We start from the raw sequence: 15,711 nt of genomic DNA on the forward strand, positions 1-15,711 counted from the left end.
CGGAGTCGGAAAATCCGGCGAACTCAACCTCTGCGCACAAATCTTTGATCCTGCGCAGACCGCCTCCCCGCCGAAGGTTCTACTTGTCTTGCCTTGTCGCCGCCGGTTACGCGGACGCATAGTGGAAACAACGACGGCCTGTGACGGGGTTCATCCGCAGGCCGCATGGTGGAGGGTGTGAAATGTCCGAGAAGATCTACGACGTTCCGGCCGAGTGGGCGAAACGCGCCTTCGTCGACGACGCCAAGTACCAGGAGATGTACGCGCGCTCGATCAAGGACCCGAACGGCTTCTGGGCGGAGCAGGCCAAGCGGATCGACTGGATCCATGCGCCGACCAAGATCGAAAACGTCTCCTACGCCCCCGGCAACATCTCGATCAAATGGTTCGAGGACGGCGTCCTCAACGCCGCCTACAACTGCATCGACCGCCACCTCGCCACCCGCGGCGACCAGACCGCGATCATCTGGGAAGGCGACGATCCCGCGGACTCCAAGCACATCACCTATCGTCAGCTCCATGACGAAGTGTGCAAGATGGCCAACATCCTGCGCAATCGCAACGTCAAGAAGGGTGACCGCGTCACCATCTACCTGCCGATGATCCCGGAGGCGGCCTATGCGATGCTGGCCTGCGCCCGCATCGGCGCCATCCACTCGGTGGTGTTCGCCGGCTTCTCGCCGGATTCGCTCGCCCAGCGCATCAAGGATTGCGATTCCAAGGTCGTCATCACCGCGGACGAAGGCCTGCGCGGCGGCCGCAAGGTGCCGCTCAAGGCCAATGTCGACGCGGCGCTGAACAAGGTCGACAATGTCGACTGGGTCGTCGTGGTCAAGCGCACCGGCGGCAAGATCGAGATGAACCCCACGCGCGACCTCTGGTACCACGAGGCCGCGGAGATGGTGACGACCGAATGCCCGGTCGAGCACATGAACGCCGAGGATCCGCTGTTCATCCTCTACACCTCGGGCTCGACCGGTCAGCCCAAGGGCGTGCTGCACACCACCGGCGGCTATCTCGTCTACGCCGCGATGACACATCAGTATGTGTTCGACTATCACGAGGGCGACGTCTACTGGTGCACCGCCGACGTGGGCTGGGTCACCGGCCACAGCTACATCCTCTATGGGCCGCTGGCCAACGGCGCCATCTCCCTGATGTTCGAAGGCGTGCCGAACTATCCGGACAATTCGCGGTTCTGGAACGTCATCGACAAGCACAAGGTCAACATCTTCTACACCGCGCCGACCGCGATCCGCGCCCTGATGCAAGGCGGCGATGGCCCGGTGACCAAGACCTCGCGCGCCAGCTTGCGCCTGCTCGGCTCGGTCGGCGAGCCGATCAATCCGGAGGCCTGGGAGTGGTATCATCGCGTGGTCGGCGACGGCCGCTGCCCGATCGTCGACACCTGGTGGCAGACCGAGACCGGCGGCATCCTGATCACCCCGCTGCCCGGGGCGACGAAGCTGAAGCCGGGCTCGGCGACGCGGCCGTTCTTCGGCGTGGTGCCGGAGATCGTCGATGCCGACGGCAAGACGCTGGACGGCGCGACCGAGGGCAATCTCTGCCTCACCCGCTCCTGGCCCGGCCAGATGCGCACGGTCTACGGTGATCATGCCCGCTTCGAGATGACCTACTTCTCGACCTACAAGGGCAAGTACTTCACCGGCGACGGCTGCCGCCGCGACGCCGACGGCTACTACTGGATCACCGGCCGCGTCGACGACGTCATCAACGTCTCCGGCCACCGCATGGGCACCGCCGAGGTCGAGAGCGCGCTGGTCGCGCATGCCAAGGTCTCGGAAGCCGCCGTGGTCGGCTATCCCCACGACATCAAGGGCCAGGGCATCTACGCCTATGTCACCCTGATGGCCGGAGAGACCCCGAGTGAGGAGCTGCGTAAGGAGCTCGTCGCCTGGGTGCGCAAGGAGATCGGCCCGATCGCCTCGCCCGACCAGATCCAGTTCTCGCAAGGGCTGCCCAAGACCCGTTCCGGCAAGATCATGCGCCGCATCCTGCGCAAGATCGCCGAGGACGAGCCGGGCGCGCTGGGCGACACCTCGACGCTCGCCGATCCCGCTGTGGTCGACGACCTCGTGCAGCACCGGCAGAACCGCAAGGAGAAGCAGGCCTAGCGCATGCCTGCGCAACCTCTGAGGAGACGATTGGAGAACGCGGCCCGGATGGGCTGCGTTCTCTTGATTTTGGCGGCTGGACTTGGCCCCTCGGCGGCGCAACTGATGCCGCAATCGCCGGAGCTCAAGGCCTCGACCGCGTTCTTCTATAAGGATCCGCGCGTCGAAGGCCTCGTCAATGTCTTCGCGACATTGAAATCCGAAGGTCGCGATTGGACCCACTACCCGCCGGTCACCGGGCTGCTGGCGCGGTCGTTCGTGCTGCATCCGGACTGGATCGAGCGGCTGGTGCCGCCGGCAGACGACAGCAAGGCGGCCTCGGCATTCCTCGCCGCGCTCCGGCTCTCGGGCCATGCCGCAGAGGCCGGCAAGTATCGCAACCGCTTTGGCGCCAATGGCCTGGATTCTACGTTGGAGGATCAGTTCAGCCGCGCGCCTGCCCGGCTCGAGGACATCACCATCAGGACGCCGACCGACCTGGACCTGCTGTGGGGCGCCTCCTTCGTCGAGGGAGACGGCCGCTACGTCCGCATGATCCTCGACTTCTTCGCGTCGATCGCCAATCAGTCCGAACTGATTGCGCTCGATACCGCGCGGATCACCGTGGCCATGGTCGGCGGCCCGAAGGACATCTACGACCAGCTGAAGCAGCGCTATGACGCGGGCCAGCGCGGCCGGATGGTCGTTGCCGCCGCCGCCTTGTGGGCCGTCGGCGCGAATGCACGCCAGCACGACTACGTCCGGGAGACGACGGCAGACTATATCCGGGACCATAAGGGCACGTCGGCCGTGCGGGCGCTCTCGGCGATCACTGGCCTCAAATGACGCCGAGGTCAGCGGGCATCGGCGCGCGAGGTTGAGCCTGAGAGCCCGGCCGGAACATCGCTGGTAGAAGGTTTGCTGCCAACTGTTGTTTTTCAGTCATTTACTTGGGGACGAAGTTTTCATTTCCTCAAGCCATCCGAGTGCCCCCCGGCTGGGGAGCGCGACTGCGGACCGGGCTGAGGGGATGACGATGCGGGTGGGAGCGGTTGGGCTGGCCGTGAAGGCCGCGATGGTGACGGCGTCGGCACTTGGCGCGCTGGTGGCGGGGAGTGGAACGGCCTTGGCTCGCCCCGAGCTCGTCCCCATCGCCGGCGACTATTCGCCCGGCACGATCGTCGTGAAGACCGGCGAGCGGAAGCTCTATCTCGTGCTCGATGGCACCCACGCCATGCGCTACACCGTCGGCGTCGGCAAGGCCGGGCGGCAATGGGCCGGCACCACCAAGATCGACGGCAAGTACAAATATCCGGCCTGGGCGCCGCCGGCCGACGTCAAGCGCGACAAGCCGAACATTCCCGACGTGATCCCCGGCGGCTCGCCGCAGAACCCGATGGGTGTTGCGGCCATGACCCTGGCCGGCGGCGAATATGCAATTCACGGCACCAACGTGCCGGGCTCGGTCGGCGGCTATGTCTCCTATGGCTGCATCCGCATGCTCAATGCCGACATCACCGACCTGTATGAGCGGGTGTCGATCGGCACCACCGTGGTGGTGACGCGCTGAAGGACGCCGGCCAATCCACGGAAATTCAGCCGTAGAATAGAGTTCCCTCTCTGGGGTTCCCAAGTGGAACTTTTTACCTGTAGTTGTACGGGTTGAGGTATTTATATCTTCTTTAATCTTGGTTGAGCCTACTACCCCCATACAACTCTGGGGTGGGTGGGGAATGTTTGGGTTCAATTTCAAGATCGGAACAAAGCTCGGCATTACAGCCGGAATCGGCGTGGTTCTGGTGGCGGGCATGCTCGCGAACCAGATCGTCGGCAACCAGTCGATCGCCGAGCTGACGCGTCTGGCCGTCATCAACATGGCCAACAAGTCCAATGCGCAGGGCGCCGACGCCGCGCTGCTGCGCGCGCAGCTCAATCAGCAGGACATCGCGCGCGCGACGACGCCCGAGCGCCTGCAGGCCAGCCTGCAGGCGCTGCAAGACAATCTCGCGGCGGCCAGCAGTGAAGTCGAGGCCGCGCGGCAGCGCGCGACCCGGGCCGTGGCACAGCAGCTGTACGCCGAGATCCGCCAGTACATCGACAAGTCCGCCGCCGCGGGCGCCGACTTCGCCAAGGCGCGGGGCGAGGTGCTCGCCAAGATTGCGGCCCGCAGCCAGGCCTTCGATGCCTGGAAACGCAGCTTTCCGAAGCTGACGAGCCTGCCCAGTCTGCTCGCCTCCCCCGTGCATTTCAGCATCGAGTCCGAGCTGCGCACCGCCGATGCGACCATGGCAACAGTGAGCGCGGCGAGCTGGCGCTTCGGAACGACCGCCGACCCGGCGCAACGGGACATCGTGACCAGCGGGTTGGAGACCTTGCTCGCCGACCTGCAGAAATCCCGCGAGCTCACCAACAACAAGGACATCCAGGCCGGCATCGACGAGCTGATCACCATCGCGACCACGTTCAAGGCGGCGGCGCTGAACTACTTCAAGGCCGACGAGGCGAGCCGGCGGATCTTCGACGAGATCGTCGTCACCGCCGACCAGGAGATCAGGAAGCGCCTCGGCGAGGGCGTCAAGATTGCCACTGACATGCTGTCGCTGCGGCAGAGCCAATTGTCCGGAGAGATGGAGCGCGTCGGCAATGTGGCGATCCTGGTCGGTGCGCTGGTGGTGCTGATCCTGATCGGCTCGGCCGTGTTCTCCTCGCTCACCATCGCCCGCCCGATCCGGCGCGTCGGCGATGTGCTGCTCGAGCTCGCCGGCGGCAACAAGGCAGTCGAGATCCCCTACACGCAGCGCGGCGACGAGGTCGGCGACAACGCCCGCGCGGCCCGCACCTTTAAGGACAATCTGATCCGCATCGAGCAGATGGAGCAGGATCAGAAGAACCGGGACAAGATCGCGGCGCAGCAGCGCAAGGCGGAGATGATGAAGCTCGCGGACGCGTTCCAGGCGGCCGTCGGCGGCATCGTCACCACCGTGTCCTCGGCGGCGCATCAGCTCGAAGGCGCGGCCGGGACCCTGTCGGGCACGGCCAACCAGACGCAGTCGCTGTCCAGCATGGTCGCCGCCGCCTCGGAGGAAGCCTCGACCAATGTCGGCGCGGTGGCCTCCGCGACCGAGGAGATGAGCGCCTCCGTCACCGAGATCAGCCGCCAGGTGCACGATTCCAGCCGTATCGCCAATGAGGCGGTCAAGCAGGCCGAACGCACCGACGGCCGCATCAACGAGCTGCAATCCGCCGCCGGCCGCATCGGCGATGTCGTCAAGCTGATCACCGCGATTGCCGAGCAGACCAACCTGCTGGCGCTGAATGCGACCATCGAGGCGGCGCGTGCCGGCGAATCCGGACGCGGCTTCGCCGTGGTCGCGAGCGAGGTCAAGGCGCTCGCGGCGCAGACGGCGAAGGCCACCGAGGACATCGGCACGCAGATCGCCGGGATGCAGGCGGCAACGCAGGAGTCCGTCGCGGCGATCAAGGAAATCGGCGCGACCATCACGCAGATCTCCGACATCGCGGCCACGATCGCTGCCACGGTCGAACAACAGGGCGCCGCGACGCGCGAGATCGCGCGCAATGTCGGCGAAGCCGCCAAGGGGACGGCCGAAGTGGCGCAGCGGATTACGGAAGTGAACCGCGGCGCCAGCGCCACCGGGACGGCCTCGGGCCAGGTGCTCGACTCCGCGCGCTCGCTGACACTCCAGAGCAGCAGTCTCAAAGTCGAAGTCGAGAGATTCCTCGACACCGTCCGCGCGGCCTGATCGATCGGCGCGGTCGCGCTCCGCGGCCGCGCCCCGCACTCATTGCATCCCGAAGCACATTCTCAAACCTATTTCGAAACTCAGACAGGGGCAGGCACATGCTTCTCGACGTGACGTCGGCTGATTCCATTGCAGAGATGGCCACTCTGATCCGCACCGAGCACCCATCCCTCGACATCCTGCCGCTGGCGCCGGTCGGCGCATTCCAGAGCAGGACCGCCACCTTGGAAACGCTGATGCGCGAGGTGACGGAGTGTCTCGCCGCGACGTTCCGGGAGCGCCCGGCGCAGGACTTCCCGATGCTCACCTTCGCCTGCGGCAAGGCCCGCGTCGGCTCGACGGCGCTGAGCAATCTGTTCGGCATGACCGGGATGCCGTCCTACTATCAACCGCTGAAGGCCATGCTGCGCGATGCGATGGTCGGCCGGCCGCTGACGCCCTGGATCATTCCGTCTTCGGCCGACGAGCCGAACCTGTTCAGCAAGGAGACGATCGGCCCCTATGTCATCGCGGAAAGCCTGTTCAATCCGCTGAAGCTCTTGATCGATGCGGGATATCCGAGCCATCGGCTGCATTTGATCGCGCTCGATCGCGAGCCGGCGAGCGCGCTGGCATCCTGGCTGGACAAGCTGATCTCGCGCGCCTCGGATAGCACGCTGCTGGCGCATTATGTCATCGCTGCGCTGAGCGCGGCGCGGGTGTCGAACTACGCCAGGCAGCACGGCGTGCCTGTCACTCATTACGTCTATGAGGTCAGCAAGGAGCCGATCGCATCGGTGCGCGTGCTGTTCGACCGTCTCGGGCTGTCAGGAAACTTCGTCGAGAACGCCGTGACGAGCTGGCAGCAGCCGGGACAGGGGCATTCGACCAACGCCCGCGTCATCTTTCCGAGCGAGGCCGCGATCTACAAGGTGCCCAATCTCCACACCTCCGACAGCGCCTATCGCTACCAGCCTCGCGCGACCGGCGCCGTGACTCCGGCCCAGCTTGAGCTGCTGGAGCGCTGCGGCGTCAATGACGTCTATCGCGCCTCGGTCGCGGCCTGCATCCGCGATCTCGGCCTGAATGCTGCGACATCCGCGCGGCTGTTCGGTGAGCGTGCGGGAGTGGCTGCATGAATGGGATCATTCATCACGCGCCCGACATTGCACCCGCACTCCAGCCGGCCGAGACAGCTCCGCAACCATTGGCGCTCAGCCATCTGCGCCGGCTGGAAGCCGAGAGCATCGCCATTCTGCGCGAAGTGGCAGCGGAATTTCGCAAGCCGGTGATGCTGTATTCAATCGGCAAGGACTCGTCCGTGCTGCTGCATCTGGCGATGAAGGCGTTTCATCCGGGCAAGCCGCCATTCCCGCTGCTGCACATCGACACGACCTGGAAGTTTCGCGACATGATCGCGTTCCGCGACCAACGCGTGCGCGAGCTCGGCCTGGAGCTTCTCGTGCATGTCAATCAGGAAGGGCAGGCGCAGCAGATCAGTCCCTTCGTCCACGGCTCCGCGCTCTACACCGACGTCATGAAGACCCAGGCGCTGCGGCAGGCGCTGGACATGCATGGCTTCGACGCGGCGATCGGCGGCGCGCGGCGCGACGAGGAGAAGTCGCGCGCCAAGGAGCGCGTCTTCTCCCATCGCAGCATCACGCATCGCTGGGATCCGAAGAACCAGCGCCCGGAGCTCTGGACGCTCTACAACACCCTGCTCGCGCCCGGCGAAAGCATGCGCGTCTTCCCGCTGTCGAACTGGACCGAGCTCGACGTCTGGGACTACATCCAGCTCGAGAACATCCCGATCGTGCCGCTGTATTTCGCTGACTTGCGGCCGGTGGTCGAGCGCGACGGCGCGCTGATCATGGTCGATGATGAGCGCATGAAGCTGCGGCCGGGCGAGACGCCGGAATGGCGATCGGTCCGTTTCCGCACGCTCGGCTGCTATCCACTGACTGGGGCGGTGCCATCCACCGCCTCCGACCTCGACGCGATCCTGCGCGAGATGATGGCGTCCCGCACCTCCGAGCGGCAGGGCCGAATGATCGATCGCGACAGCACGGCCTCGATGGAGCGCAAGAAGGTGGAGGGCTATTTCTGATGGCCGTTCACACCGCGCTCATCGGGCGCGCGCACGACGCCGCACGCCCTCATGCCCAGGACAAGCCAACCTTGCGTCTCGTCACCTGCGGCAGCGTCGATGACGGCAAGAGCACGCTGGTCGGAAGGCTGCTCTACGACTCCAAGATGCTGCTCGACGACCAGCTCGACGCGCTCAGCGCCGACAGCAAGGTGGCGGGCACCACCGGGCCGGCACTCGATTTCGCGCTGCTCGTCGACGGCCTGCAGGCCGAGCGCGAGCAGGGCATCACGATCGACGTCGCCTACCGCTTCTTCGCCACCGCGCGCCGCCGCTTCGTCGTCGCCGACACGCCCGGCCACGTCCAATATACGCGCAACATGGCGACCGGCGCCTCGCAGGCGGATCTCGCGGTGGTGCTGATCGATGCCCGCAAGGGCGTGGTGAGCCAGACCCGCCGCCACACCCACATTCTCGCTCTGCTCGGCATTCGTCACGTGCTGGTCGCCGTCAACAAGATGGACCTGGTCGATTTCGACGCCGATCGCTTCAGCGCCATCGCGACCGCCTTCTGCACGATGGCGGAGCAGCTCGGCATCACCAATGTGCAATGCATTCCGGTGGTGGCGTGCGACGGCGACAACATGATCAACAGCAGCGCGCGCATGCCGTGGTACGACGGGCCGAGCGTAATGGAGCATCTCGAGCAGGTCGACGTCTCCGAAGGCATCTCAGGTCAACCGTTCCGTTTTCCGGTGCAATGGGTCAACCGGCCGAATGCGGAGTTTCGCGGCTTCAGCGGCCGGGTTGCCAGTGGCACGCTCCGCTGCGGAGATTCCATCGTCGTGCAGCCTTCGGGGCGGCGCAGCCGCGTCTCCGGCATCGTCACGGCGGACGGCCGGCTGCAACAGGCCGTCTCCGGTCAATCGGTGACGCTGCTGCTCGCGGACGAAATCGATGCGAGCCGCGGCGATGTGCTCACCTCCGGCGCTCCGCCTCGGGTGACCGATCACATCATCGCGCATCTGATCTGGTTCGACGATGAGACGATGCGGCAAGGTCGTCGCTATCTGCTCAAATCGGGAACGTCGTCGATCGGCGCCACGGTCTCGACGATGACGCATCGCGTCGACATCGACACGATGGCGCATGAGGCCGCGCAGGCGTTGGAGGCCAACGAGATCGGCTGCGTCGAGATCGCGCTGGACCGGCCGCTGGTCTGCGATCCCTATCGCGACAACCGCGATCTCGGCAGTTTCATCCTGATCGATCCGTTCAGCCGGCACACGGTGGCGGCGGGGCTGATCGATGCACCGCTGAGCCGGCCATCCAACATCAGCTGGCACCCGACAATGGTCGACAAATCGGTGCGCGCGCGGCTGAAGCAGCAGAAGCCATGCGTGCTCTGGCTCACCGGACTGAGCGGCGCCGGCAAGTCGACGATCGCCAATCTCGTCGACCGACGGCTGTGCGAGCTCGGCCGCCACACAGCGCTGCTCGACGGCGACAATCTTCGCCACGGCATCAACCGGGATCTCGGCTTCACGCCGGAAGCGCGGGTCGAGAATATCCGCCGCGTTGCCGAGGTCGCCGCGCTGTTCGTGGAGGCAGGCCTGATCACGCTGGTGTCGCTGATCTCGCCTTTCCGCGCCGAGCGTGAGATGGCGCGCAGGCGATTCGCCATGGGCGAGTTCATCGAGATCCATGTCGCGACCGCGCTCGCCACCTGCGAGGCGCGAGACCCCAAGGGCCTCTACAGACGCGCACGCGCAGGGGAGCTGTCGAACTTCACGGGGATCGACCAGCCGTATGAAGCTCCGGAGAAACCGGACATCACGATCGATGCTGCCGTCCTCTCGGCAGAGGCGGCGGCCGAGCTGATCGTCCGGCATCTGCGCGAGCATCATTATCTCTGACGTGCGGATGGGGCCCGTGCGTCAGAAGTCGGAGATGATGCCCTTCCTCTCCCAATCGCCGTAGCGGGTCGGTTCCGGCCCCTTCGGTCCCTGCAACTCCTTCGGCATCGGCGTCTCCGCCTGCTCGGCGGCGAGACGCCGGCGCTCCTCGGCTTCGGCCAGCGCGCGTTGCGCCGCCGGGGTGAGCGGCTTGCGCGGAGCGTCGTTGCTGGCCACCAGCGTCAATGCAGGCTTGCCTTTCAGCTCGTTGTTCGGCTCGTCGCTCATTGTACTATTCCACCGTTACACCGGGTCATTGCTGACCTCATCAGATCGTGTGCCCACGTCAGACAAAACAGGTCTAAAAAAAGCAGAGCCGATTCTTACATTTGGCATATTCCCGTGGCAGTGGTCCCGCAAGCTGATGGCATGCACCCGATCGTCGCGGAACTGCCTTTCTTCTTTCGCGAGTAATTCCCAGGCATGCCTCCGCCGCGTTTTGCGACTCCTTCCGAAGTTCCCGGCCTTGCGGCCCGCCGCATCGCCGCCGATGTGATCGACGGCGTGCTGCACAAGCATCGCACCCTCGACGACCAGCTCGATGGCAGCGGCGCGCATCCCGGCCTCAAGCATCTCGCCGACCGCGACCGCGCCTTGATGCGCCGCCTCGTCGCGACGACTCTGCGCCGGCTCGGCACGCTCGGAAACGTGCTGTCGAGGCTGTTGGATCGCGGCATCCCGACCGATGCGCCGCGAGCGCAGAGCGCGCTGCTGATCGGCGCCGCACAGATCCTGTGGATGGATGTGCCTGATCATGCCGCCGTCGATCTATCGGTGCGGCTGGTGCAGGCCGACCGGCGCGCAGCGAAATACGCCGGCCTCGTGAACGCCGTGCTGCGGCGCTGTGCGCGCGAGGGAACGGCGCTGCTCGACGACGCGCAGGGGCAGCCGCTCGACATCGCGCCCTGGCTGCTGAAGCGCTGGATCGATCATTACGGCGAGGCCACCGCCAAGGACATTGCGGCCGCGCTCGGCCAGGAGCCGTCGCTGGATCTCACCGTGAAGTCCGATCCGGCGCAGTGGGCCTCGCGCCTGCATGGCGAGGTGCTGCCGACCAGCACCGTTCGCACCCTGCTGCACGGCTCGGTGACGGTGCTGCCCGGCTTTTCCGAGGGACAATGGTGGGTGCAGGACGCCGCGGCCGCGCTGCCCGCGCGCCTGCTCGGCGACGTCAGCGGCAAGACCGTTGCCGATCTCTGCGCCGCGCCGGGCGGCAAGACGGCTCAGCTTGCCCATGGCGGCGCCCGCGTCACCGCCGTCGACCGTTCGCCTGCACGGATGAACCGGCTGAAAGAGAACATGACGCGGCTGCAGCTCACGGCGGAGACTGTCGTCGCCGATGCCGCCGAATGGCAGCCCGTCGAGGCCGGCGGCTTCGACGCCCTGCTGCTGGATGCGCCGTGCACCTCGACCGGCACGATCCGCCGCCACCCGGATGTGGGCTGGCTGCGCAGCGAGGCCGACATCACCGCGCTATCCGGCCTGCAGGCGCGGCTGCTGACCCGGGCGGCCAGCCTGCTCAAGCCGGGCGGCACCCTGGTCTATTGCACCTGCTCGCTCGAGCCGGAGGAAGGCGAGCAACTGGTCGACGGCGTCCTGGCCGCCGGCAGCGAGCTTCGCCGCGTTCCCATCACCCCGAGCGAGGTGGCCGGACTGGGCGAATTGGTGACGCCTGCGGGCGATCTGCGAACGCTGCCCTGCCACCTGCCGCACCAGGATCCGCGGCTCGGCGGCCTCGACGGTTTTTATGCGGCGAGGCTGGAGCGCAGGCCATGAGCGTGGCATCGTGTGCGCAATCTATGGCTGCCCGGTGACGGTAGCCGGTTGAGGGCGTCGGTGTTGCGTCCGTCAGTTAAATCCTGATTTTGCACCAGTTTCTCGTCCCGCGATGGTGCTGCACCGGGGCCAAAAATGGTGTATCGGCGGCAGTTGCGATTCTCTCGAGATCCGCAACCGAATCCCCCTCTCGCTGAAGGCTTGGCGTGTCCGCCGCTCAACGCAGACGCATATCGACACTGGTTTTGGGCCGCGCGGCGCGCAGCCTGATGTCCAATGTCAGCGGCGTGTCGGTATCCGTATCCGGACTGTGGCCGGGCCGGGCCGACCGGCTGATCATTGCGCCGCATGATCTGCGTACGTCGGACGCCACGAGGGCGGCCGAGATCTATGCCGGACGCTTCGTGTTCGCGGGCAAGATCGTCACCTGCCATGGCCGGTCGATCTTCGATCTTGAGCCGCCGTCGGAGGACTGGGAGGTCGCTCTGCTCGGCTTCGGCTGGCTGCGACATCTCCGCGCAGCCGACACCGCGCTGACCCGGGCCAATGCCCGCGCCCTGGTCGACGACTGGATCACCAACCAGATCGGCCGCCATCCGCTGAGCCGCCGCGCCGACGTGCTGGCGCGCCGGGTGATCTCGCTGCTGTCGCAGGCGCCGCTGGTGCTGGCCGATTCCGACGGCAAGTTCTACCGGCGCTATCTGCGCGGCCTGACCCGCGAGATCCGCTATCTGCGCTATTCGACCATCGACATTCCGGACGGCGTGCCGCGCCTGCAGGTGCTGATCGCGCTGTGCTATGCGGCGCTATGCCTCGCCAACCAGGCCAAGCACATCCGCAGCGCCAGCAAGAAATTGTCGGAGGAGCTGCAGCGCCAGATCCTGCCCGACGGCGGTCACGTGTCGCGCAATCCCGGCGCGCTGATCGAGCTGCTGATCGACCTGCTGCCGCTGCGCCAGACCTTCGCCGCGCGCAACATCGCCCCGCCGCCGGCGCTGCTCAACGCCATCGACCGGATGATGCCGATGCTGCGCTTCTTCCGGCATGGCGACGGCAACATGGCGCTGTTCAACGGCATGGGCGGCACGCCCTCCGACCTGCTGGCGACCTTGCTCGCCTATGACGACACGCATGGCACACCGATGGCGAGCATGCCGCATTCCGGCTTCCAGCGGCTCGATGCCGGGCAGATGACCGTGATCGTCGACACCGGCGCACCGCCGCCGCCGCATCTCAGCCACGAGGCGCATGCCGGCTGCCTCGCCTTCGAGCTGTCGTCGGGCACGAGCCGCATCATCATCAATTGCGGCCTGCCGTCGACCGGCCGCGACAACTGGCGCACCTTCGCGCGCTCGACGGTGGCGCATTCGACGCTGACCTATCACAACACCTCGTCCTGCACCTTCGTCGAGATGTCGGCTATGAAGCGCCTGCTGCATGGCGCGCCGATCGTGTCAGGCCCGACGCGGGTGGAGAACTTCCGCGAGATCGTGCCCGACGGCACCGTGCTGTCGACGTCGCATAATGGCTATGCCGCGAAGTTCGGCCTGATCCACCGCCGCGTGCTGGTCGCGGCCGAGGACGGCTCCCGCCTCGACGGCGAGGACACGGTGACCCCGGCGCAAGGCGCGCGGCTGCGCGGCGGCGGCTCGGACTACACGCTGCGCTTCCATCTGCACCCCGCAGTGAAGGCGAGCCGGCTCAGCGACGGCCGCGGCGCCATGCTGGTGCTGCCCAACCGCGAGGTCTGGACGTTCGAGACCTTCGAGGACCGCGTCGATCTGGAGGACAGCGTCTTCCTCGCCGGCAATGACGGCCCGCGCCGCACCACGCAACTCGTGATCCGCCAGGACGCCCAGCAGGCCCCGTCGATCCGCTGGAGCTTCGTGCGCTCCTCGACCTCGCCGAGCGAGACGAACGCGCGGAGAAATGCACGGCGGGAGCCGGAGCTGCCGCTGTAGGCTGGAGCCGGTAGCGAGCGTACCCGCGAGCGTGAGACAGTCGTCTCCCCGCAAAAGGTGCGCTCCCTCTCCCCGTTCTTCACGGGGCCGCGACGAGCTTCGCTCGCGCTGAGAGGGTGGGGGTGAGGGGCCGCCACACCCACCGACCGTGCGGAGAGCCCCCCTCACCCGGATTGCATCTGACGATGCAATCCGACCTCTCCCCGCACGCGGGGAGAGGTTAAGGGCGTCCCGATGCTCGAGCTGAAGCTCACCAAGCCGGTCAACCCAGCGCGAGCGCGTATGCCTCCCCGTTGTCCCCCCAGCCAAAAGCTGCTATGCACCCGGCTTCCGCGCGACTGGCGACTTTGGATGGAGCACCATCGGGGAGCGCGGAATTGACCGCCGTGCGCCTGGGCAACTGAACCTCCTGCGACAGGATTCTGCCCGCCATGACCAACCAGCTTCGTCCCGTACGTCGTGCTCTGCTGTCCGTTTCCGACAAGACCCGCCTGACCGATTTCGCGCGCGCGCTCGCCGCGCGCGGCGTCGAACTGATCTCCACCGGCGGCACCGCCAAGGCGATCGCCGAGGCCGGCCTGAAGGTGAAGGACGTCTCCGACCTCACCGGCTTTCCCGAGATGATGGACGGCCGCGTCAAGACGCTGCACCCGAAGGTGCATGGCGGCCTGCTCGCGATCCGCGACAATGACGAGCACACCGAGGCGATGAAGACCCACGGCATCGCGCCGATCGATCTGCTCGTCGTCAATCTCTATCCGTTCGAGGCCACGGTCGAGCGCGGCGCGCCGTTCAGCGACTGCATCGAGAACATCGACATCGGCGGCCCCGCGATGATCCGCGCGGCATCCAAGAACCATGAGGACGTCGCGGTCGTCGTCGACGTCGACGACTACGAGGCCGTGCTCGAGGATCTCGCGCGGCACGAGGGATCGACCACCTTGCTGCTGCGCCGCCGTCTCGCCGCCAAGGCCTATGCCCGCACCGCCGCCTACGACGCCGCGATCTCGAACTGGTTCGCAGCGACCATTCAGAACGACGCGCCGGATTATCGCGCGTTCGGCGGCAGACTGATCCAGCCGCTGCGCTATGGCGAGAACCCGCATCAGCATGCCGCGTTCTACGCGCTGCCGGGCCGCCGGCCCGGCGTCGCCACCGCGCGCCAGGTGCAGGGCAAGGAGCTGTCCTACAACAACATCAACGACACCGACGCCGCCTATGAGTGCATCGCCGAGTTCGATCCGGCGCGCACCGCGGCCTGCGTCATCGTCAAGCACGCCAACCCCTGCGGCGTCGCCGAAGGTCCGGACCTGATCACCGCCTACCAGAAGGCGCTGGCCTGCGATTCCACCTCGGCGTTCGGCGGCATCATCGCGATGAACCGCAAGCTCGACGCCGCCACCGCGCGCGCCATCACCGGCATCTTCACCGAGGTGATCATCGCGCCCGACGCGACCGAAGAGGCGATCGCGGTGATCGCCGCGCGCAAGAACCTGCGGCTGCTGCTCGCCGGCGCCCTGCCCGATCCGCGCGAGGCTGGTCTCACCGCCAAGACCGTGGCCGGCGGTCTCCTGGTGCAAAGCCGCGACAACGCCGTCGTCGACGACATGGCGCTGAAGGTCGTGACCAAGCGGGCGCCCACCGATGCCGAGCTGCGCGACCTGCGCTTCGCCTTCCGCGTCGCCAAGCATGTGAAGTCGAACACCATCGTCTACGCCAAGGACTCCGCGACGGTGGGTATTGGCGCCGGCCAGATGAGCCGCGTCGACTCGGCGCGCATCGCCGCACGCAAGGCGCTGGATGCCGCCGCCGAGATGAAGCTCGTCGAGCCGCTGACCAAGGGCTCGGTGGTCGCGTCTGACGCGTTCTTCCCGTTCGCCGACGGCATGCTCGCCTGCATCGAGGCCGGCGCCACCGCGGTGATTCAGCCGGGCGGGTCGGTGCGCGACGACGAGGTCATCAAGGCCGCCGACGAGCACGGTATCGCCATGGTGCTGACGGGTGTCCGGCACTTCCGGCACTGACAAGCTCGTCATTGCCGGGCTTGACCCGGCACTCCATCGTTCAGCGAAGTGA

At 66.5% G+C, this 15,711-nt stretch carries 11 protein-coding genes and 1 riboswitch; of the genes, 10 read left to right on the forward strand and 1 reads right to left on the reverse strand.

What is annotated here, in order from left to right; all coding sequences use genetic code 11:
* Positions 1-182 precede the first annotated feature (182 nt).
* The 7 genes from acs to cysN all read left to right on the forward strand — a co-directional run bounded on the left by acs (position 183) and on the right by cysN (position 9,859).
* Positions 183-2,135, forward strand: coding sequence for an acetate--CoA ligase (acs, locus tag BRAD285_RS32880; RefSeq protein WP_006612281.1), 1,953 nt, complete (start codon positions 183-185; stop codon positions 2,133-2,135).
* Between the two features lie 105 nt (positions 2,136-2,240).
* Positions 2,241-2,960, forward strand: coding sequence for a hypothetical protein (locus tag BRAD285_RS32885; RefSeq protein ID WP_244563570.1), 720 nt, complete (start codon positions 2,241-2,243; stop codon positions 2,958-2,960).
* A 190-nt stretch (positions 2,961-3,150) separates the two neighbouring features.
* On the forward strand, positions 3,151-3,684 hold the full coding sequence (locus tag BRAD285_RS32890; protein WP_006612283.1) for a L,D-transpeptidase: 534 nt from the start codon (positions 3,151-3,153) through the stop codon (positions 3,682-3,684).
* Positions 3,685-3,847: 163 nt separating this feature from the next.
* Positions 3,848-5,878, forward strand: coding sequence for a methyl-accepting chemotaxis protein (locus tag BRAD285_RS32895; RefSeq protein ID WP_006612284.1), 2,031 nt, complete (start codon positions 3,848-3,850; stop codon positions 5,876-5,878).
* A 98-nt stretch (positions 5,879-5,976) separates the two neighbouring features.
* Complete coding sequence (locus tag BRAD285_RS32900) at positions 5,977-6,996, forward strand: hypothetical protein (RefSeq protein WP_006612285.1); 1,020 nt, start codon at positions 5,977-5,979, stop codon at positions 6,994-6,996.
* The gene (gene cysD, locus BRAD285_RS32905) at positions 6,993-7,964 is read left to right on the forward strand and encodes a sulfate adenylyltransferase subunit CysD (RefSeq protein WP_006612286.1); all 972 of its coding nucleotides are present in this window, start codon (positions 6,993-6,995) and stop codon (positions 7,962-7,964) included. Before BRAD285_RS32900 ends, cysD begins: the two co-directional genes overlap by 4 nt.
* Positions 7,964-9,859, forward strand: coding sequence for a sulfate adenylyltransferase subunit CysN (gene cysN / locus BRAD285_RS32910; protein ID WP_006612287.1), 1,896 nt, complete (start codon positions 7,964-7,966; stop codon positions 9,857-9,859). The genes cysD and cysN overlap by 1 nt, the downstream gene beginning before the upstream one ends.
* Before the next feature lie 21 nt (positions 9,860-9,880).
* On the opposite strand, the gene BRAD285_RS32915 is transcribed toward cysN, so the two are convergent.
* Positions 9,881-10,075: a DUF1674 domain-containing protein gene (locus tag BRAD285_RS32915; protein WP_035646600.1), complete on the reverse strand. Its 195-nt coding sequence runs from the start codon at positions 10,073-10,075 to the stop codon at positions 9,881-9,883.
* A 246-nt stretch (positions 10,076-10,321) separates the two neighbouring features.
* Between BRAD285_RS32915 and BRAD285_RS32920 the strand changes: the two genes are divergently transcribed.
* From BRAD285_RS32920 to purH, 3 genes are all read left to right on the forward strand, one after another.
* Complete coding sequence (locus tag BRAD285_RS32920) at positions 10,322-11,674, forward strand: RsmB/NOP family class I SAM-dependent RNA methyltransferase (RefSeq protein WP_006612289.1); 1,353 nt, start codon at positions 10,322-10,324, stop codon at positions 11,672-11,674.
* Between the two features lie 269 nt (positions 11,675-11,943).
* On the forward strand, positions 11,944-13,635 hold the full coding sequence (locus tag BRAD285_RS32925) for a heparinase II/III family protein (protein WP_006612290.1): 1,692 nt from the start codon (positions 11,944-11,946) through the stop codon (positions 13,633-13,635).
* A gap of 324 nt (positions 13,636-13,959) precedes the next feature.
* Positions 13,960-14,040, forward strand: a riboswitch (ZMP/ZTP riboswitch).
* Positions 14,041-14,066: 26 nt separating this feature from the next.
* Positions 14,067-15,659, forward strand: coding sequence for a bifunctional phosphoribosylaminoimidazolecarboxamide formyltransferase/IMP cyclohydrolase (purH, locus tag BRAD285_RS32930; RefSeq protein WP_006613394.1), 1,593 nt, complete (start codon positions 14,067-14,069; stop codon positions 15,657-15,659).
* Positions 15,660-15,711 lie beyond the last annotated feature (52 nt).

This window comes from Bradyrhizobium sp. ORS 285, from assembly GCF_900176205.1.
Classification (GTDB): domain Bacteria; phylum Pseudomonadota; class Alphaproteobacteria; order Rhizobiales; family Xanthobacteraceae; genus Bradyrhizobium.